General features: G+C 59.9%; 20 protein-coding genes. 19 read left to right on the top strand and 1 reads right to left on the bottom strand.

Features of this window, described 5'->3' with window-relative positions:
* Positions 1 to 42: 42 nt before the first annotated feature.
* The 14 genes from rpoC (at position 43) to QZ571_RS07370 (ending at position 15,194) form a co-directional block, all read left to right on the top strand.
* Complete coding sequence (gene rpoC / locus QZ571_RS07435; RefSeq protein ID WP_295533078.1) at positions 43 to 4,269, top strand: DNA-directed RNA polymerase subunit beta'; 4,227 nt, start codon at positions 43 to 45, stop codon at positions 4,267 to 4,269.
* Positions 4,270 to 4,407: 138 nt separating this feature from the next.
* Positions 4,408 to 5,118 (top strand): hypothetical protein, encoded by a 711-nt coding sequence (locus QZ571_RS07430; RefSeq protein WP_295533077.1) that lies wholly within the window; start codon positions 4,408 to 4,410, stop codon positions 5,116 to 5,118.
* A gap of 107 nt (positions 5,119 to 5,225) precedes the next feature.
* Positions 5,226 to 5,957 carry a glycosyltransferase family 2 protein gene (locus QZ571_RS07425; protein ID WP_295533076.1) on the top strand — a complete coding sequence of 244 codons (732 nt, stop codon included), beginning with the start codon at positions 5,226 to 5,228 and terminating at the stop codon, positions 5,955 to 5,957.
* A gap of 5 nt (positions 5,958 to 5,962) precedes the next feature.
* Positions 5,963 to 6,268: a lipid-A-disaccharide synthase N-terminal domain-containing protein gene (locus tag QZ571_RS07420; RefSeq protein ID WP_295533075.1), complete on the top strand. Its 306-nt coding sequence runs from the start codon at positions 5,963 to 5,965 to the stop codon at positions 6,266 to 6,268.
* The gene (locus QZ571_RS07415; protein WP_295533074.1) at positions 6,243 to 7,679 is read left to right on the top strand and encodes a glycosyltransferase family 39 protein; all 1,437 of its coding nucleotides are present in this window, start codon (positions 6,243 to 6,245) and stop codon (positions 7,677 to 7,679) included. The genes QZ571_RS07420 and QZ571_RS07415 overlap by 26 nt, the downstream gene beginning before the upstream one ends.
* Complete coding sequence (locus QZ571_RS07410; protein ID WP_295533073.1) at positions 7,660 to 8,400, top strand: phosphatase PAP2 family protein; 741 nt, start codon at positions 7,660 to 7,662, stop codon at positions 8,398 to 8,400. Before QZ571_RS07415 ends, QZ571_RS07410 begins: the two co-directional genes overlap by 20 nt.
* 246 nt (positions 8,401 to 8,646) lie before the next feature.
* Complete coding sequence (gene rpsL / locus QZ571_RS07405) at positions 8,647 to 9,018, top strand: 30S ribosomal protein S12 (protein WP_038131511.1); 372 nt, start codon at positions 8,647 to 8,649, stop codon at positions 9,016 to 9,018.
* 12 nt (positions 9,019 to 9,030) lie between these two features.
* A complete protein-coding gene (gene rpsG / locus QZ571_RS07400; protein ID WP_038131509.1) occupies positions 9,031 to 9,501 on the top strand; it encodes a 30S ribosomal protein S7 in 471 nt (156 codons plus the stop codon).
* Positions 9,502 to 9,519: 18 nt separating this feature from the next.
* A complete protein-coding gene (gene fusA, locus QZ571_RS07395; protein WP_295533072.1) occupies positions 9,520 to 11,637 on the top strand; it encodes an elongation factor G in 2,118 nt (705 codons plus the stop codon).
* 58 nt (positions 11,638 to 11,695) lie between these two features.
* A complete protein-coding gene (tuf, locus tag QZ571_RS07390; RefSeq protein ID WP_295533071.1) occupies positions 11,696 to 12,871 on the top strand; it encodes an elongation factor Tu in 1,176 nt (391 codons plus the stop codon).
* 212 nt (positions 12,872 to 13,083) lie between these two features.
* Positions 13,084 to 13,392 (top strand): 30S ribosomal protein S10, encoded by a 309-nt coding sequence (rpsJ, locus tag QZ571_RS07385; RefSeq protein ID WP_038130254.1) that lies wholly within the window; start codon positions 13,084 to 13,086, stop codon positions 13,390 to 13,392.
* Positions 13,393 to 13,402: 10 nt separating this feature from the next.
* A complete protein-coding gene (gene rplC / locus QZ571_RS07380) occupies positions 13,403 to 14,269 on the top strand; it encodes a 50S ribosomal protein L3 (RefSeq protein WP_295533070.1) in 867 nt (288 codons plus the stop codon).
* Complete coding sequence (gene rplD, locus QZ571_RS07375) at positions 14,266 to 14,886, top strand: 50S ribosomal protein L4 (RefSeq protein WP_295533069.1); 621 nt, start codon at positions 14,266 to 14,268, stop codon at positions 14,884 to 14,886. The genes rplC and rplD overlap by 4 nt, the downstream gene beginning before the upstream one ends.
* A gap of 11 nt (positions 14,887 to 14,897) precedes the next feature.
* On the top strand, positions 14,898 to 15,194 hold the full coding sequence (locus QZ571_RS07370) for a 50S ribosomal protein L23 (protein ID WP_295533176.1): 297 nt from the start codon (positions 14,898 to 14,900) through the stop codon (positions 15,192 to 15,194).
* Positions 15,195 to 15,292: 98 nt separating this feature from the next.
* Here the strand turns inward: QZ571_RS07370 and QZ571_RS07365 are convergent, their stop codons facing one another.
* Entirely contained in the window at positions 15,293 to 15,619 is a 327-nt protein-coding gene (locus tag QZ571_RS07365) for an SH3 domain-containing protein (RefSeq protein ID WP_295533068.1), read from the bottom strand.
* 254 nt (positions 15,620 to 15,873) lie between these two features.
* On the opposite strand from QZ571_RS07365, the gene rplB reads away from it, so the two are divergent.
* The 5 genes from rplB to rplP are packed head-to-tail and all read left to right on the top strand — an operon-like array spanning position 15,874 to position 18,519.
* On the top strand, positions 15,874 to 16,713 hold the full coding sequence (gene rplB, locus QZ571_RS07360) for a 50S ribosomal protein L2 (protein WP_038130259.1): 840 nt from the start codon (positions 15,874 to 15,876) through the stop codon (positions 16,711 to 16,713).
* A 3-nt stretch (positions 16,714 to 16,716) separates the two neighbouring features.
* Entirely contained in the window at positions 16,717 to 16,995 is a 279-nt protein-coding gene (gene rpsS / locus QZ571_RS07355) for a 30S ribosomal protein S19 (protein ID WP_295533067.1), read from the top strand.
* Between the two features lie 5 nt (positions 16,996 to 17,000).
* Entirely contained in the window at positions 17,001 to 17,381 is a 381-nt protein-coding gene (rplV, locus tag QZ571_RS07350) for a 50S ribosomal protein L22 (protein WP_038130262.1), read from the top strand.
* Positions 17,381 to 18,091: a 30S ribosomal protein S3 gene (gene rpsC, locus QZ571_RS07345; protein WP_038130264.1), complete on the top strand. Its 711-nt coding sequence runs from the start codon at positions 17,381 to 17,383 to the stop codon at positions 18,089 to 18,091. The genes rplV and rpsC overlap by 1 nt, the downstream gene beginning before the upstream one ends.
* A 14-nt stretch (positions 18,092 to 18,105) precedes the next feature.
* A complete protein-coding gene (gene rplP, locus QZ571_RS07340; protein ID WP_295533066.1) occupies positions 18,106 to 18,519 on the top strand; it encodes a 50S ribosomal protein L16 in 414 nt (137 codons plus the stop codon).

Genomic DNA, 18,519 nt, shown 5'->3' with positions numbered 1-18,519 from the left:
GCCCTCACTCCCTCCCCTCTGCCCTCATTCAAGGATTTACAGATGAACCAGGAACTGACGCAAAACCCGTTCAACCCGCTTGCGCAGCCGAAAGCTTTTGACGAGATCAAGATCTCGCTGGCTTCGCCGGAGCGGATCCTGTCATGGTCGTTTGGCGAAATCAAAAAGCCCGAGACCATCAACTACCGCACGTTCAAACCCGAGCGTGACGGCCTGTTCTGCGCACGCATCTTTGGCCCGATCAAAGATTACGAATGCCTGTGCGGCAAATATAAGCGGATGAAATATCGCGGCGTTGTCTGCGAGAAATGCGGCGTCGAAGTGACGCTGCAAAAGGTCCGCCGCGAGCGTATGGGCCATATCGAGCTGGCCTCGCCGGTCGCGCATATCTGGTTCCTCAAGTCGCTGCCCTCGCGCATCGCCTTGATGCTGGACACCACGCTGCGCAGCCTTGAGCGGATTCTCTACTTTGAGAACTTCGTCGTGATCGAGCCCGGTCTGACCGATCTGACCTATGGTCAGTTGATGACCGAGGAAGAGTATCTCGACGCGCAGGACGCTTATGGCGCCGACGCCTTCACCGCCAATATCGGCGCTGAGGCCATTCGTGAAATGCTGGCAGCGGTCGACCTTGAGGCGACTGCCGAGCAGCTGCGCGAAGAGCTGAAGGAAGCCACGGGCGAGCTGAAGCCGAAGAAGATCATCAAGCGTTTGAAGATCGTAGAAAGCTTCCTCGAGTCGGGCAACCGCCCCGAATGGATGGTGCTGACGGTGCTGCCGGTGATCCCGCCGGAACTGCGCCCGCTGGTGCCGCTTGATGGTGGCCGCTTCGCGACCTCGGATCTCAACGATCTCTATCGTCGCGTGATCAACCGCAACAACCGCCTCAAGCGGCTGATCGAGCTGCGCGCGCCCGACATCATCGTGCGCAACGAAAAGCGGATGCTGCAGGAATCGGTCGATGCGCTGTTTGACAACGGCCGTCGGGGTCGCGTGATCACGGGCACCAACAAGCGCCCGCTGAAATCGCTGTCCGACATGCTGAAAGGGAAGCAAGGTCGCTTCCGTCAGAACCTTTTGGGTAAGCGCGTGGACTTCTCGGGTCGTTCGGTCATCGTGACCGGTCCCGAGCTGAAACTGCATCAGTGCGGTCTGCCCAAGAAGATGGCGCTCGAGCTGTTCAAGCCGTTCATCTATTCGCGTCTTGAGGCGAAGGGGCTGTCCTCTACCGTCAAACAGGCCAAGAAACTGGTCGAAAAAGAGCGCCCCGAAGTGTGGGATATCCTCGATGAGGTGATCCGCGAACACCCGGTGCTGCTCAACCGTGCGCCGACGCTGCACCGTCTGGGCATCCAAGCGTTTGAACCGATGCTGATCGAAGGTAAGGCCATTCAGCTGCACCCGCTGGTTTGCTCGGCCTTTAACGCTGACTTTGACGGCGACCAAATGGCCGTGCACGTCCCGCTGAGCCTTGAGGCCCAGCTTGAAGCGCGCGTGTTGATGATGTCGACCAACAACGTGCTGTCGCCTGCCAACGGCGCGCCGATTATCGTGCCTTCGCAGGATATGATTCTGGGTCTTTACTATGTGACCATGGAACGCAAAGGCATGAAGGGCGAAGGCATGGCCTTTGGCTCGGTCGAGGAAGTGGAACACGCGCTCAATGCGGGCGAAGTGGGTCTGCATGCCAAGATCACCTGCCGTGTGAAGCAGATCGACGAAACCGGCAACGAGGTGTTCCAACGCTTCGAAACCACGCCGGGCCGCTGCCGTCTTGGTAGCTTGCTGCCGCTGAATGCGAAGGCACCGTTCGAACTGGTTAACCGTCTGCTGCGTAAGAAAGACGTGCAGAACACGATCGACACCGTCTACCGCTATTGCGGTCAGAAAGAGTCGGTTATTTTCTGTGACCAGATCATGGGCATGGGCTTCCGCGAGGCGTTCAAGGCGGGCATTTCGTTCGGCAAGGACGACATGGTTATCCCCGATAACAAGTGGGACATCGTTGAAGGCGTTCGCGATCAGGTCAAAGATTTCGAACAGCAATATATGGACGGCCTGATCACCCAAGGTGAGAAATACAACAAGGTCGTTGATGCTTGGTCGAAATGTAACGATCAGGTCACGGACGCGATGATGAACACCATCTCCGCGCCCAAATACGATGAGAATGGCGCAGAAATGGAACCGAACTCGGTTTACATGATGGCGCACTCGGGCGCGCGTGGCTCGGTCACCCAGATGAAACAGCTGGGCGGGATGCGCGGCCTTATGGCCAAGCCGAATGGCGAGATCATCGAAACGCCGATCATCTCGAACTTTAAAGAAGGCCTGACCGTTCTCGAGTACTTCAACTCGACTCACGGCGCTCGTAAGGGTCTGTCCGATACCGCGCTTAAGACAGCGAACTCGGGCTATCTGACGCGGCGTCTGGTGGACGTGGCGCAGGATTGCATCGTGCGCAGCCATGACTGTGGCACCGATCGTGCGATCACCGCGTCTGCGGCGGTCAATGACGGTGAAATCGTCTCGCCGCTGTCCGAGCGTATCTTGGGCCGTGTCGCTGCCGATGACGTCAACGTGCCGGGCACCGATGAGGTGCTGGTGCGCGCAGGCGAGTTGATCGACGAGCGCAAGGCTGATGCGGTCGAACAGGCGGGCGTGCAATCGGTGCGCATCCGCTCGGCGCTGACCTGTGAGGCCGAAGAGGGCGTTTGCGCGCTGTGCTATGGTCGTGACCTGGCACGCGGTACGCTGGTGAACCAAGGCGAAGCGGTGGGTATCATCGCCGCGCAGTCGATCGGGGAACCCGGCACGCAGCTGACGATGCGGACCTTCCACTTGGGCGGCGTTGCTCAGGGTGGTTCGCAATCGTTCCTGGAAGCCAGCCAAGAAGGTAAGATTGAGTTCCGCAATGCGAACCTGATCACCAACGAAGCAGGCGACCAGATCGTGATGGGCCGCAACATGCAGATTGCGATCGTCAACGATCAGGGCGAAGAGCTGGCCAGCCACAAGATCGGCTACGGCACCAAGGTCTTTGTCACCGACGGTGCGCCGATCAAGCGCGGCGACAAGCTGATCGAATGGGATCCCTACACCCTGCCGATCATCGCCGAGAAAGCCGGTTTGGCACGTTTCGTCGATCTCGTTTCGGGCATCTCGGTGCGCGAAGATACCGATGATGCGACCGGCATGACCCAGAAGATCGTGGCGGATTGGCGTTCGGCACCCAAAGGCAACGACCTCAAGCCCGAGGTTCTGATCCTGGGTGAAGATGGCGAACCGGTGCGCAACGATGCGGGCAACCCGGTGACCTACACGATGTCGGTGGACGCGATCCTGTCGGTCGAAGACGGCCAGCAGGTCAAGGTCGGTGACGTTGTGGCGCGGATTCCGCGTGAAGGTGCCAAGACCAAGGACATCACCGGTGGTCTGCCGCGTGTGGCCGAACTCTTTGAGGCACGTCGTCCCAAGGATCACGCGATCATCGCCGAAATTGATGGCTATGTACGCTTTGGCAAGGACTACAAGAACAAGCGCCGGCTCTCGATTGATCCGCGCGACGAAGGTCTTGAGCCCGCCGAATACATGGTGCCGAAAGGCAAGCACATCCCGGTGCAGGAAGGCGACTTCGTGCAGAAGGGTGACTACATCATGGATGGCAACCCGGCGCCGCATGACATCTTGCGCATCATGGGGATTGAGGCTTTGGCCGATTACCTCATCGACGAAGTGCAGGACGTCTATCGACTGCAGGGCGTGAAGATCAACGATAAGCATATCGAAGTGATCGTTCGCCAGATGCTGCAGAAGATCGAGATCCTCGATTCCGGTGAATCGACCCTTCTCAAAGGCGAGAATGTCGATAAGGCCGAGTTCGAAGAGGAGAACGCCAAGGTTGTGGCCCGTGGCGGTCGTCCGGCAACGGGTGAACCGGTGCTGTTGGGGATCACCAAGGCGTCGCTGCAAACGCGCAGCTTCATCTCGGCGGCTTCGTTCCAGGAAACCACGCGTGTTCTCACCGAGGCGTCGGTGCAGGGCAAGCGCGACAAGCTGGTCGGTCTCAAGGAAAACGTCATCGTGGGTCGCCTGATCCCGGCGGGCACGGGTGGTGCAACCACGCGGGTGCGCAAGATCGCAACCGAGCGCGACAACAAGGTCATCGAGACGCGTCAAGCCGAGGCTGCCGAGGCCGCAGCGCTTGCCGCCCCGGTCGAGGTCGAGCCCGATTTTGGCCCGGTCGAAACGCCGGAAAGCCGCGATTGATCCCAGCCTTGAACGGCTGAACTGATACGACCCCGTGCGAGCCTCTCGCGCGGGGTTTTTCTTTGCCCTATGATCGGGTCAACGGGCGGGGCGCATGCGGGCCAGCGTGCCGCGACGCCAGCAGAGAAAGGGCGCGATATGTTGAAAATAGCGACACTGGCTTTGGCCTTGCTTGGGGCCACGGGAACGGGCGTTTGGGCCGGCCCCTACAGCGATGGCGAGGCGCAGTTGCGTCAGGCCTACGGCGCCTATCGCGCAGCCTTGTTTCTAAGCAATCAGGGCAAAGGGCCCGAAACCGAAGCCGCGCTTGGCAAATTTCAGGCCGCTTGGAGCGCGCTTGCCACGCAATGGCGCAGCGCGCCACCGCCGCAATATGGCGATGATCCCAAGTTGGACGCGACGCTCACGCAGGTCTCTGACATTGTGCGCAAAGCCGAGGGGCAGGTCGCGGATGGGGCCTTAGCCCCTGCGCATGAAACGCTTGAACAGGTGCGCTATGCTTTGGGGGATTTGCATATCCGCAACGGGGTGATCGGGTTCTCGGACCGCATGAACGCCTATCACGCCGAAATGGAGGAGGTGCTGGGGCGCAACTACGCCGCGATGGGCAGCGAGGCGGGCGCGCAACTGATCGAGGATGCCGCGATCCTGCGCTATCTTGCGATCCAGATCGTGCAAAACCCCGCCCCCGAAGCCAACGATCCCGCCTATCAAAAGCTGGTCGATGGGCTCGCCATCAGTGCCGCGAATTTTTATGACGCGGCACTTTCGGGCAAGCTGCCCGTCGCACTTGCCGCGCGTGCGCAATTAAAGCCGTCTTACGCAAAGCTTTTCGCGAAATTCGGCTGATCTGTGCGCTGACGAAGCCGTGGGTCTGCCCCAAGGATCGTTTACAAGGCGCGGCGGCGCAGATATGAGGGGCCAATCCTGCGCCGCCCCAAGCGAGTTCCGGCCCCATGCCCGAGATTTCCATCGTCATCCCCGCCAAGAACGAGGCGTCCAATATCGCCGCCCTGCTCGATGAGATCGACGCAGCCTGCGCACCGGTGTGCGATTACGAGGTGATTGTGATCAATGACGGCTCGGATGACGGCATGGGCGAGATCGTTCAGGCGCGCATGGCCGATCATCCCAACCTGCGCTTGCTGCATCACGCCAAATCGGGTGGCCAAAGTGCCGGGGTGCATTCGGGCGTGATGGCCGCGAGGGGCGCGATCATCTGCACGCTGGATGGCGATGGGCAAAACCCGCCCAGCGAGTTGCCCGCGCTGATGGCGCCTTTGCGCGCGCCCGGCTCTGAGGCGATCGGGTTGGTCGCGGGCCAGCGGGTCGGGCGGCAAGATACGTTGTCCAAAAAACTGGCCTCGAAATTCGCCAATGCGATCCGCTCGGCGATCCTCAAGGATGGCACGCGCGACACCGGCTGTGGGCTTAAGGCATTTCGGCGTGAGGCCTTCTTGGCGCTTCCCTATTTCAATCACATGCACCGCTATCTGCCCGCGCTGTTTGCGCGTGATGGCTGGGAAGTGGCGCATGTCGATGTCACCCATCGCTCGCGCGGGGGCGGGACGTCCAATTACAACAATTTGCAACGCGGCCTTGTCGGCATCGTCGATCTGATGGGCGTGGCTTGGTTGTTGCGTCGCCGCAAGCGCGCCCGCGCCACCGAAGCTGCGCGCAAGGAGTGAGCCCCATGCAATGGCTGATGAATATGCTTCACGTCGACAGCATAACAGAGCTGTGGTGGGTCGTCTTCGGCCTGCTGGCGCAGTTGATGTTCACCGGGCGCTTCATTGTGCAATGGATCGCCTCCGAGCGGCAGCGCGATTCCGTGGTGCCGGTCGCGTTTTGGTATTTCTCGCTGGCGGGCGGGTTGATGCTGTTCAGCTATGCTGTCTATCGCCATGACCCGGTGTTCATTCTCGGGCAGTCGCTGGGCGTGTTCATCTATTCCCGCAATCTTTGGCTGATCCATGCCAAACGTCGCCGCGAAGCCTGATCCTCGGGGCTGGTTTGGCCCCGCGCTGGCATTGGTCGCCGCAGCCACGGTTTTGCGGCTGATCGCGCTGGCCTTTGATCACACCGATCTGTTCGTCGATGAGACGCAATATTGGCTTTGGGGTCAGCATCTTGATTTCGGATATTACTCCAAGCCGCCGCTGATTGGCTGGCTGATCCGGGCGGTGACCGAGCTGGCGGGCTCTGATGCGCCGTTCTGGGTGCGGATGCCGGGAGCGGTGCTGCATGGGGCGACGGCGCTGGTGCTGGGCGCGCTGGCGGGGCGGATTGCGGGGCGCAGTGCGGCGTTCTGGGCGGCGACGATCTATGTGACGCTTCCCTTCGTGGCGCTCGGCTCGGTGCTGATCTCGACCGATACGGTGATGGCGCCGTTTTATGCGTTGGCGCTGCTGTTTGCCCATCGCGCCGCGCGCGGGGGCGGGCTGCAGAATGCGCTGGTGGCGGGTTTGTGCGCAGGGCTGGCCTTTATGGCGAAATACGCCGCGATCTATTTGATCCCGGGTCTGGCGCTGGCCGCGCTGGTCAGCCCCGCTTGGCGGATCGGCTGGCGCAATGCGCTAGCGATGGTGGTGATGGCCGGGCTGGTGATCGCTCCCAATATTGTGTGGAACCTGACCCATGATCTGACCACCGTGTCGCATACGATGGACAATGTCGGCTGGGTGCGCACCGGGGCGATGCTGAACTTCGACTCGATGAGCGATTTCCTGGGCAGCCAATTCGCGGTGTTTGGCCCGCTGACCTTTGTTGCGCTGCTGGTCGGCTATGGCAGTTGGGGCGATCCCGACAAGCGCGGCTTGACGATGCTATCGGTCCCGCCACTGGTGGCGGTGACGATCGAGGCGCTGCTGGATCGCGCCTATGCCAACTGGGCAATCGCGGCCTATTTCGCGGGCACGGTTCTGGTGGTGCTGGTGATGGGGCGGCGCTGGCGGATTGCCGCGCTGGTGGTGAATCTGATCATCGCGATTGCGATCCCGCTGCTGACTGTGCTGGCACCTTGGCCCGATCCCAATGATGAACCGCTGTTGAACCGCTGGCTGGGACGAGTCGATTTGAGCGATCAGATCCTTGATCTTGCCCAGACCAATCACGTGCCGATCTATTCGGCCAACCGCGATATTCTGGCCGATCTGTACTATACCGGGCGCGATGAGAACGTGGTGATCTATGCGCCCAATCCTCAAAGACGCGCGCAGAGCTATTATGAACAGATGTGGCCGTTGCCCGAGGACTATACCGGCAAACTGCTGGTGATTGCGACGACGCCGCCCGATTGCGGCGACGGTCCGGTGGCACCGATGGCCGGCTTGGATGCAACTGGAACCTGGGCCGGCAAAGGCTATGCCCCTTATCTCGTGGAGGCACGCTGTGTCCGTTCCCAAAATTGATCTCGCGCGCAGCGGCTGGGTGCTGCTGGCGCTTTGGCTTGGCGCGCTGGTGTTGTTTCGCGCGGCCCCCGGCGTCGATCTGTTCGTGACGGGGCTGTTTTACCGCGCCGATACCGGGTTTTCGGTGATCACCAATCCGCTTTGGGAATGGCTGCGTCAGCGGATCTGGGATCTGGCGATTTTGGTGTTTCTGGCATCGCTGATTTGCTGGCCGTTGGCGCTGTGGAAGGGCAGGGTGGCACGGCTTGGGGCGCGGGCTTGGGGCTTTGTGCTGGGGCTGTTTTTCTTTGCGCCGGTGGTGATCGTGAATGGGCTGCTCAAGCCCAATTCGGGGCGCGCGCGCCCGGCCAATGTCGATCTGTTTGGCGGCACGCATCATTTCTCGATTGCGGGCGATTTCACCGATCAATGCACGCGCAACTGTTCCTTCGTTTCGGGCGAGGTTTCGGCGGCGGTGGCGTTGAGCGTGGTGATCTGGCTGGGCGCCGAGGCGATGCGCGACCGACTGCCGCGCTGGGGGCTGCTATATCTCCGCGCAACCGCCGTGTTTATCAGCGCCTTTATTACCCTGCAGCGAGTGGGCACGGGGCGGCATTTCCTGTCGGACGCGTTTTTCGCTGGCATGATCAGTCTTAGCGTGGCGTGGCTGCTCTGGGGGCTGATCTTTGGCGACTGGCTTGCGCGCTTGCAGGCTTGGCGCGCGCGTGGGTCGCGCAGTTGACAAGGCATCCGACTCCCCCTATACGCCGCGCTACCTGACGGGTGCATTGTGTCTGCCGGGTCACCGATTTCTAGTGGTCACGATCCGGGCCCATAGCCCCGATCCTCTGGAATTCAACGCAGTCTCCTCTGCCTTCGGGTGGGGAGGGTGTGAATTGGCGTTTCGCGAATGGGCGCGAAATACCGTCGAGAAGTGGCGCATCCGAGACCGGGTGCGAGTATTGACAAGCAGATACGGGGAACCGGAATGCCAACGATTCAACAGCTGATCCGCAAGCCGCGGCAGCCGAAAGTGAAGGGCTCGAAATCGCAGCACCTTCAGCAGTGCCCGCAAAAACGCGGCGTCTGCACGCGCGTCTATACAACGACGCCGAAGAAACCGAACTCCGCTATGCGTAAGGTCGCCAAGGTGCGCCTGACGAATGGCTTCGAGGTCATCTCTTACATCCCGGGCGAAAAGCACAACCTGCAAGAGCACTCCGTTGTGCTCATCCGCGGCGGTCGTGTGAAAGACCTTCCGGGCGTTCGTTACCACATCCTGCGCGGTGTGCTCGATACGCAAGGTGTTAAAGACCGTCGTCAACGCCGTTCGAAATACGGCGCGAAGCGTCCGAAGTAAGGAGATCACCACATGTCTCGTCGTCACGCCGCTGAAAAGCGCGAAGTTTTGCCGGACGCCAAGTATGGTGACCGCATTCTCACCAAATTCATGAACAACCTGATGATCGACGGCAAAAAATCTGCCGCCGAGCGGATCGTCTATAGCGCGTTGAGCCGCGTCGAGGGCAAGCTGAAGCGCGAGCCCATCGAAGTGTTCCACGAAGCGCTGGAAAACGTGAAGCCGTCTGTCGAAGTGCGTTCGCGTCGCGTCGGTGGTGCCACCTATCAGGTGCCCGTCGAAGTGCGTCCGATCCGCCGTGAAGCGCTGGCAATCCGCTGGCTCATCACCGCCGCGAAAAACCGTAACGAGAACACGATGGAAGAGCGCCTTGCAGGCGAGCTTCTGGACGCTGTCAACTCGCGCGGCACGGCTGTGAAAAAGCGCGAAGACACGCATAAGATGGCCGACGCGAACAAAGCGTTCAGCCACTACCGCTGGTAAAAACGGAAGGACGCCATTATGGCTCGCGAATATCCGCTTACATTCTACCGTAACTTCGGGATCATGGCGCACATCGACGCGGGTAAAACCACGACGACTGAGCGGATCCTGTATTACACCGGCAAATCGCACAAGATCGGCGAAGTGCACGATGGTGCCGCAACCATGGACTGGATGGAACAAGAGGCCGAGCGCGGCATCACCATCACCTCGGCTGCAACCACCACCTTCTGGGAGCGCACCGAAACCGGTACCGAGGCACAGACGCCCAAGCACCGCTTCAACATCATCGACACCCCCGGCCACGTTGACTTCACCATCGAAGTTGAGCGTTCGCTGGCTGTGCTTGACGGTGCTGTTGCCCTGCTGGACGCCAACGCCGGTGTCGAACCCCAAACCGAAACCGTGTGGCGTCAAGCTGACCGCTACAAGGTTCCGCGGATGGTGTTCGTTAACAAGATGGACAAAATCGGCGCGGATTACTTCAACTGCGTGAAGATGATCAAGGATCGCACGGGCGCTACCCCGGTTCCGGTCAACTTCCCGATCGGTTCGGAAGATAATCTCGAAGGCATCGTTGACCTGATCACCATGGAAGAATGGGTTTGGGAAGGCGAGGATCTGGGCGCGTCCTGGTTCCGTCGTCCGATCCGTGACTCGCTCAAGGCAACCGCTGACGAATGGCGTTCGCACCTGATCGAGAACGCGGTCGAGCAAGACGATGACGCGATGATGGCCTATCTCGAAGGCGAAGAGCCCGACGTTGATACGCTGCGCAAGCTGGTCCGCAAGGGCACGCTGTCGCTGTCCTTCGTGCCGGTTCTGGGTGGTTCGGCGTTCAAAAACAAAGGCGTGCAGCCTCTGTTGAACGCGGTTATCGACTTCCTGCCCTCGCCGCTCGACGTTCCCGCTTACATGGGCTTCTCGCCTGATGATGAAACGGAAGAGCGTAACATCGCGCGTCACGCTGACGACGATGAGCCGCTGTCGGGTCTGGCCTTCAAGATCATGAACGACCCCTTCGTGGGCACGCTCACCTTCACGCGCCTCTACTCGGGCAAAATGAAGAAGGGCGACTCGATCCTGAACGCCACCAAAGGTCGGAAAGAGCGCATCGGTCGTATGATGATGATGCACTCCAATAACCGCGACGAGATCGATGAAGCCTTTGCCGGTGACATCATCGCGTTGGCCGGTCTGAAAGAAACCACCACCGGTGACACCCTGTGTGACATCAACAACCAGGTGGTTCTGGAAACGATGACCTTCCCCGATCCGGTTATCGAGATCGCGGTTGAGCCGAAGACGAAAGCCGACCAAGAAAAGATGGGCCTCGCTTTGGCACGTCTGGCCGCCGAAGACCCGTCCTTCCGCGTCGAAACCGACATCGAGTCGGGTCAGACGATCATGAAGGGCATGGGCGAACTTCACCTCGACATTCTTGTTGATCGCATGAAGCGTGAATTCAAGGTTGAGGCGAATATCGGTGCCCCGCAGGTTGCTTATCGTGAGACGATCAGCCACGCGACCGAGATCGACTATACGCACAAGAAACAGACCGGTGGTACCGGCCAGTTCGCGCGCGTGAAGCTTGAAATCACTCCGACGGAGCCGGGCGAGGGTTACTCGTTCGAATCCAAAATCGTGGGTGGTTCGGTGCCGAAGGAATATATTCCGGGCGTCGAGAAGGGCATCAAATCGGTCATGGATTCCGGTCCGCTTGCCGGCTTCCCGGTTATCGACTTCAAAGTTCAGCTCCTTGATGGTGCGTTCCACGACGTCGACTCCTCGGTGTTGGCATTTGAGATCGCTTCGCGCGCTGCGATGCGCGAAGGTCTGCGCAAGGCTGGGGCAAAACTGCTTGAGCCGATGATGAAAGTCGAAGTGGTCACGCCGGAAGAATATACCGGTTCGATCATTGGCGACCTGACCTCGCGTCGGGGCCAGGTGCAAGGACAAGAGACCCGCGGCAACGCGATCGTCATCAACTCCTTCGTGCCGCTCGCCAATATGTTCGGCTACATCAACAACCTGCGCTCGATGTCCTCGGGCCGGGCGGTGTTCACCATGATCTTCGATCACTACGAGCCCGTGCCGCAGAACATCTCTGACGAGATCCAGAAGAAATACGCGTAAGGGTTTGGCGCCGGGAAACCGGCGCCTCCCCCACGTCCCGAAATGACAGGAGGCCATCATGGCAAAGGAAAAGTTCCAACGTAACAAACCGCACGTCAACATCGGCACGATTGGCCACGTTGACCACGGCAAGACGACGCTGACGGCGGCGATCACCAAGTATTTTGGTGACTTCAAGGCCTATGACCAGATCGACGGCGCGCCCGAAGAAAAGGCACGTGGCATCACGATCTCGACCGCTCACGTTGAGTATGAGACCGAAGCCCGTCACTACGCCCACGTCGACTGCCCCGGCCACGCTGACTATGTGAAAAACATGATCACCGGTGCGGCGCAGATGGACGGCGCGATCCTCGTGGTGAACGCTGCTGACGGCCCGATGCCCCAAACGCGCGAGCACATCCTGCTCGGTCGTCAGGTCGGCATCCCGACGATGGTTGTTTACATGAACAAGGTCGATCAGGTTGATGACGAAGAGCTGCTCGAGCTGGTCGAAATGGAAATCCGCGAGCTGCTGAGCTCGTATGATTACCCCGGCGACGATATCCCGATCGTGCGTGGTTCGGCTTTGGCCGCCCTCGAAGGTCGTGATCCGGAAATCGGCGAGAACTCGATCAAGGCGCTGATGGAAGCTGTCGACGCTTGGATCCCGACGCCCGAGCGCGCCGTGGACCAGCCCTTCTTGATGCCGATCGAGGATGTGTTCTCGATCTCGGGTCGCGGCACGGTTGTGACCGGCCGTATCGAGCGTGGCGTTGTCAACGTTGGCGACGAACTGGAAATCGTTGGTATCAACGACACCAAGAAAACGACCTGCACGGGCGTGGAAATGTTCCGCAAACTGCTGGATCGTGGTGAAGCTGGCGACAACATCGGCGCACTGCTGCGCGGCATCGACCGTGAGGGCGTTGAGCGTGGTCAGGTTCTGTGTAAGCCGGGTTCGGTGAAGCCGCACACCAAGTTCGAAGCTGAGGCCTATATCCTCACCAAAGAAGAGGGTGGCCGTCACACGCCGTTCTTTGCGAACTACCGTCCGCAGTTCTACTTCCGCACCACGGACGTCACCGGCACTGTTAACCTGCCCGAGGGCACGGAAATGGTCATGCCGGGCGACAACCTGAAGTTCGAAGTCGAACTGATCGCACCGATCGCCATGGAAGACGGTCTGCGCTTCGCCATTCGCGAAGGCGGCCGTACCGTCGGCGCCGGCGTGGTGTCGAAAATCCTCGCTTGATCGAGGGGACCGGGGCCGTGTTTGCGGCCCCGAAAACCGACAGGTGACACGAATTTGGGTGGTGCGCCGCAAGGCGCGCCATTCGCTCTTGACAGACTCAGGTGAGCCCCGTAGGGGACGCCTCTGATCTAGCTTAGATTAAAGGTTCGATGCAGGCGCGCATGAGGCGTCGTCTGCCTCTCAATCTTCACGCCATGCGAGAGGCATGACACATGAACGGCCAAAATATCCGTATCCGGCTCAAGGCGTTCGATTTCCGTGTGCTGGACGCCAGCACCCAAGAAATCGTTAACACCGCAAAGCGCACGGGTGCTACGGTGCGCGGGCCCATCCCGCTGCCCAACAAAATCGAGAAATTCACGGTTCTTCGCGGTCCGCACATCGACAAGAAGTCGCGCGACCAGTGGGAAATCCGTACGCATAAGCGTCTTCTCGACATCGTCGATCCGACCCCGCAAACCGTGGACGCGCTGATGAAGCTCGACCTGGCGGCTGGTGTCGACGTCGAGATCAAGGTGTAAGGAGGGTCACATGCTTCGCACTGGTATTATTGCCAAGAAGTTGGGGATGACCCGGCTTTTCCTTGAAGATGGTCGTCAGGTTCCTGTGACCGTCCTTCAACTCGACAGCTTGCAGGTTGTTGCACAGCGCACCGCCGACACGGATGGCTACACGGCCGTTCAGCTTGGCGCGGGCGAGGCGAAAGCCAAGCGCACGACCGCTGCATTGCGTGGTCACTTCGCCAAGGCGAATGTGGCCCCCAAGCGCAAGGTCGCGGAATTCCGCGTCGCTGCAGAAAACCTGATTGAAGTGGGTGAAGAAATCACCGCCGATCATTACTTCGAAGGTCAGTTCGTGGATATCGCGGGCACCTCGATCGGTAAGGGGTTTGCGGGCGCGATGAAGCGTCACAACTTCGCCGGTCTTCGCGCCACGCACGGCGTCTCGATCAGCCACCGTTCGCATGGTTCGACCGGTCAGTGTCAAGACCCGGGCAAGGTGTTCAAAGGCAAGAAGATGGCTGGCCACATGGGTGCTGCCCGCGTGACGACCCAGAACCTGCAAGTGGTGAAAACCGATGCAGATCGTGGTCTGATCATGGTCAAAGGCTCGGTTCCCGGTTCCAAAGGTGGTTGGGTGACGGTCAAGGATGCGGTCAAAAAGCCGGCATCTGAAAACATCATCTACCCGGCCGCGCTGAAATCGGCTGCCGAGGCTGCACATAAGGCTGCTGAAGCTGCTGCTGCCGCTGCCGCCGCCGAGGAAGAAGCCGCCCGTCTGGCCGCCGAAGAAGCTGCCGCCGCTGAGCAGGCTGCTGCGCTGAAAGACGCCGAAGCTTCGATCGAAGCTGACAAGGCCTCTGACGGTGAAGCTGCGCCCGAAGGAGACAAAGAATGAAACTCGATGTGATCAAGCTCGACGCCGGTAAATCCGGTTCGATCGAACTCGCCGACGAGATCTTTGGGCTCGAGCCGCGCGCCGACATCCTGCATCGTGTGGTGCGCTGGCAGCGTGCGAAAGCACAGGCTGGCACCCACTCGACGCTCGGTCGTTCGGACGTGTCCTACTCGACCAAGAAGATCTATCGCCAAAAGGGCACGGGCGGCGCACGCCACGGCTCGCGCAAGGCTCCGATCTTCCGCAAAGGTGGCGTCTATAAAGGCCCGACCCCGCGCAGCCACGCCCACGACCTGCCCAAGAAGTTCCGGGCGCTCGGTCTGAAGCATGCGCTGTCGTCCAAAGCCGCAACCGGCAATCTGATCGTTCTGGAGAACGTTGAGATGGCTGGCTCCAAAACCAAGGATCTCGCGAAAGCCGCGAAGGAGTTGGGTTGGAAGCGCGTTCTGGTGATCGACGGGGCCGAGGTGAATGAAAACTTCGCCAAAGCCGCGCGCAACATCGAAGGCATCGACGTGCTGCCCTCGATGGGTGCCAATGTGTATGATATCCTTCTGCGTGACACGCTCGTGATCACGAAGGCGGGTATCGAAGCTCTGGAGGCTCGTCTGAAATGAGCAAGTCTGAAATGAGTGCGAAACCCGAACATTATGACGTGATCGTCAAGCCGATCATCACCGAGAAAGCCACGATGGCCTCGGAGCATGGTGCGGTGGTTTTCGAAGTGTCGAAAGACAGCTCGAAGCCGCAGATCAAAGAAGCCGTCGAAGTTCTCTTTGGCGTCAAGGTGAAGGCGGTTAACACCACCATCATCAAAGGCAAAACCAAGCGTTTCCGTGGCACCCCTGGTCGCCGCTCGGACGTGAAGAAAGCCTATGTGACGCTTGAAGAAGGCAATACGATCGACGTCTCCACCGGCCTGTAATCTGGTCGGACGTAAGATTTGGAAAGGCCCTCGCATTTGCGGGGGCCTTTTCGTTTGTCGGGGAGGGTAGGGGGCGTCGGGCCACTTGCCCCCGCCTCTCACTTCTCGCGCAGGTAGCTTTCAGAGACATAGCCCCGCAGCCCGCGAGCAGCCTCAAGCGCCACGTCACACCAGCGCGTATTCCCGATCCGCTCACAATCCTTCACCCGGACCAGGGTGCCGTTGGGCAGGCCGACGATCACCTTATAGCCGATGCCCGGGCCTGCGCGCATTTTGAGCATATCCTCTCCCTTGACGCCGCGCACCTCGTAGCGTCCGCTCCAACCGGCGAGGGCGGGGGATGCAAGAAGGGACGTGACAAGTAGCGGTGCGATCAGCGCAATCATTCGGGTTGGGAAACGGGGTTGTATACGGTTTGGATGCATCAGTTTCTCCTGTTATGTCTTTCGCCTCAGCCGCGAGTTTGCCCGTTGCGCGTACCAAGCGCCAGTTCCGCGCGCAATCTCGTGCAAAACAAGGGCTCCCCTATAGACAGCCCCGCGCAACCCTGCTAGCTACGCGCCAGTCTCGAGGCCTCGGATTCGTTCCGGGGCCTGTGACTTTTGCATTCGGGGACCTTCGGGGCCCTACACATAAGTAGGCGGGGCAACCCGTCTCAAGCTAACGGAAGACAGAAAGCATGGCACTCAAGTCGTATAAACCGACGACGCCGGGCCAGCGTGGGCTGGTTCTGATCGACCGTTCGGAGCTTTGGAAAGGCCGTCCGGTCAAAGCCCTCACTGAGGGTTTGACCAAGACTGGTGGCCGGAACAACACCGGGCGGATCACGATGTGGCACAAAGGTGGTGGCGCAAAGCGTCTCTATCGCATCGTCGATTTCAAACGTCGCAAATTTGACATCTCGGCTACCGTCGAGCGTATCGAATACGATCCCAACCGCACGGCCTTCATCGCGCTGGTGCGCTATGAAGACAATGAGGTTGCCTACATCCTCGCGCCCCAGCGTCTTGCTTTGGGTGACCGCGTGATTGCATCGGCCAAGGCCGACGTGAAGCCCGGCAACGCAATGCCCTTCTCGGGCATGCCGATCGGGACGATTGTTCACAACGTCGAACTCAAGCCCGGCAAAGGCGGCCAGATCGCACGCGCCGCAGGCACCTATGCCCAGTTCGTGGGTCGTGACGGTGGCTACGCGCAGTTGCGTTTGTCCTCGGGCGAATTGCGTCTCGTGCGTCAGGAATGCATGGCCACCATCGGTGCCGTGTCCAACGCTGACCATAGCAACCAAAACCTCGGTAAAGCCGGTCGTAAGCGCCACATGGGCGTGCGTCCGACCGTTCGCGGTGTTGCGATGAACCCGATCGACCACCCGCATGGTGGTGGTGAAGGTCGCACTTCGGGTGGCCGTCATCCTGTGACGCCGTGGGGCAAGCCGACCAAAGGCAAGCGCACCCGCGTCAACAAGAAGACGGACCAGTACATCCTGCGTTCGCGTCACGCGAAGAAAAAGGGTCGTTAAGATATGTCTCGTTCTGTTTGGAAAGGCCCCTTCGTTGACGCCTATCTGCTGAAAAAAGCAGAGAAGTCGCGCGATTCGGGCAAAAACGATGTGATCAAGATCTGGTCGCGCCGTTCCACTATCCTGCCGCAATTCGTGGGTCTCACGTTCGCGGTTTATAACGGCCACAAGCACATCCCGGTGAACGTCACCGAGGAAATGATCGGCCAGAAATTCGGTGAATACTCACCGACCCGCACCTATTACGGGCATGCGGCTGACAAAAAAGCCAAGAGGAAGTAATCGTCATGGGTAAGGAAAAGAATCCGCGCCGCGTGGCGGACAACGAAGCAATGGCAAAAACCAAGATGCTTCGCACCTCGCCGCAAAAGCTCAACCTCGTTGCTGCGATGATCCGCGGTAAAAAGGTCGACAAAGCTCTCACCGATCTGACCTTCTCGAAGAAGCGGATCGCGGGCGACGTCAAGAAATGCCTGCAATCGGCAATCGCAAACGCTGAGAACAACCACGGCCTGGACGTGGACGAGCTCGTCGTGGTCGAAGCCTGGGTTGGCAAAAACCTGGTGATGAAACGTGGCCGTCCGCGGGCACGGGGCCGTTTCGGCAAGATCATGAAGCCGTTTTCGGAAATCACCATCAAGGTGCGTCAGATCGAGGAGCAAGCGTAATGGGTCAGAAGGTCAATCCGATTGGCATGCGTCTCCAGGTCAACCGCACCTGGGATAGCCGCTGGTACGCCGACACCAAAGACTACGGCAACCTGCTGCTCGAGGATCTCAAAATCCGCGAGTTCATCCACAAGGAAGCCAAGCAGGCCGGCGTCAGCCGCGTCATCATCGAGCGTCCGCACAAGAAATGCCGTGTGACCATTCACGCAGCACGTCCGGGCGTCATCATCGGCAAGAAAGGCGCAGACATCGAGTCGCTGCGCAAGAAGCTGGCGAACTTCACCGACAGCGAGCTGCACCTGAACATCGTAGAAATCCGCAAGCCGGAACTCGATGCGCAGCTGGTGGCTGAGTCGATCGCTCAGCAGCTTGAGCGTCGTGTTTCGTTCCGTCGCGCGATGAAGCGCTCGGTGCAAAACGCAATGCGCATCGGTGCACTTGGTATTCGTGTGAACGTCGCTGGCCGTCTGGGCGGCGCCGAGATCGCGCGTACCGAGTGGTATCGTGAGGGTCGCGTGCCGCTGCACACCCTGCGTGCCGATATAGACTACGCCTTGTCCGAAGCCATGACCCCTTACGGGATCATCGGGATCAAGGTGTGGATCTTCAAAGGCGAGATCATGGAACATGATCCGCAAGCTCGCGACCGCAAGCACGCTGAGGCCCAAGAGGGTCCGGCACCGCGCGGCCCGCGTCGCGATCATCGCTGAGGGAGTAGATAGTCATGCTGCAACCGAAACGGACGAAATTCCGCAAGATGCACAAAGGCCGGATTCACGGCGAAGCCAAAGGCGGCTTTGATTTGAACTTCGGTCACTTCGGCCTCAAGGCCACCGCTCCCGAGCGCGTCACGGCACGCCAGATCGAGGCGGCTCGCCGCGCGATCACGCGTCACATGAAGCGTCAGGGCCGTGTCTGGATCCGGATCTTCCCGGATACCCCGGTGACCGCGAAGCCGACCGAAGTGCGTATGGGTAAAGGTAAGGGTTCGGTCGATTACTGGGCCGCCCGCGTCAAGCCCGGCCGCGTCATGTTCGAGATCGACGGTGTGAACGAAGTCATCGCCCGCGAGGCCCTGCGCCTCGGCGCCGCGAAACTCTCGGTCGCCTGCCGCATCGTCGAGCGTCAGGACTGGTAA

The organism is uncultured Thioclava sp. (genome assembly GCF_913064665.1).
GTDB lineage: Bacteria > Pseudomonadota > Alphaproteobacteria > Rhodobacterales > Rhodobacteraceae > Thioclava > Thioclava arctica.
Note: the sequence above shows the minus strand (reverse complement) of the source record. Positions and strands in the feature narration are given on the sequence as shown.

Excerpts from the sequence above, each read along its gene's own strand:
- rplC (WP_295533070.1), top strand. The coding sequence starts at position 13,403 with ATGCTTCGCACTGGTATTATTGCCAAGAAGTTGGGGATGACCCGGCTT.
- rplD (WP_295533069.1), top strand. The coding sequence starts at position 14,266 with ATGAAACTCGATGTGATCAAGCTCGACGCCGGTAAATCCGGTTCGATC.
- rpoC (WP_295533078.1), top strand. The coding sequence starts at position 43 with ATGAACCAGGAACTGACGCAAAACCCGTTCAACCCGCTTGCGCAGCCG.
- QZ571_RS07365 (WP_295533068.1), bottom strand. The coding sequence starts at position 15,619 with ATGCATCCAAACCGTATACAACCCCGTTTCCCAACCCGAATGATTGCG.
- QZ571_RS07370 (WP_295533176.1), top strand. The coding sequence starts at position 14,898 with ATGAGTGCGAAACCCGAACATTATGACGTGATCGTCAAGCCGATCATC.
- QZ571_RS07420 (WP_295533075.1), top strand. The coding sequence starts at position 5,963 with ATGCAATGGCTGATGAATATGCTTCACGTCGACAGCATAACAGAGCTG.
- rpsG (WP_038131509.1), top strand. The coding sequence starts at position 9,031 with ATGTCTCGTCGTCACGCCGCTGAAAAGCGCGAAGTTTTGCCGGACGCC.
- QZ571_RS07430 (WP_295533077.1), top strand. The coding sequence starts at position 4,408 with ATGTTGAAAATAGCGACACTGGCTTTGGCCTTGCTTGGGGCCACGGGA.
- rpsJ (WP_038130254.1), top strand. The coding sequence starts at position 13,084 with ATGAACGGCCAAAATATCCGTATCCGGCTCAAGGCGTTCGATTTCCGT.
- tuf (WP_295533071.1), top strand. The coding sequence starts at position 11,696 with ATGGCAAAGGAAAAGTTCCAACGTAACAAACCGCACGTCAACATCGGC.
- fusA (WP_295533072.1), top strand. The coding sequence starts at position 9,520 with ATGGCTCGCGAATATCCGCTTACATTCTACCGTAACTTCGGGATCATG.
- rpsS (WP_295533067.1), top strand. The coding sequence starts at position 16,717 with ATGTCTCGTTCTGTTTGGAAAGGCCCCTTCGTTGACGCCTATCTGCTG.
- rplV (WP_038130262.1), top strand. The coding sequence starts at position 17,001 with ATGGGTAAGGAAAAGAATCCGCGCCGCGTGGCGGACAACGAAGCAATG.
- QZ571_RS07415 (WP_295533074.1), top strand. The coding sequence starts at position 6,243 with ATGCCAAACGTCGCCGCGAAGCCTGATCCTCGGGGCTGGTTTGGCCCC.
- rpsC (WP_038130264.1), top strand. The coding sequence starts at position 17,381 with ATGGGTCAGAAGGTCAATCCGATTGGCATGCGTCTCCAGGTCAACCGC.
- rplP (WP_295533066.1), top strand. The coding sequence starts at position 18,106 with ATGCTGCAACCGAAACGGACGAAATTCCGCAAGATGCACAAAGGCCGG.
- rplB (WP_038130259.1), top strand. The coding sequence starts at position 15,874 with ATGGCACTCAAGTCGTATAAACCGACGACGCCGGGCCAGCGTGGGCTG.
- rpsL (WP_038131511.1), top strand. The coding sequence starts at position 8,647 with ATGCCAACGATTCAACAGCTGATCCGCAAGCCGCGGCAGCCGAAAGTG.
- QZ571_RS07425 (WP_295533076.1), top strand. The coding sequence starts at position 5,226 with ATGCCCGAGATTTCCATCGTCATCCCCGCCAAGAACGAGGCGTCCAAT.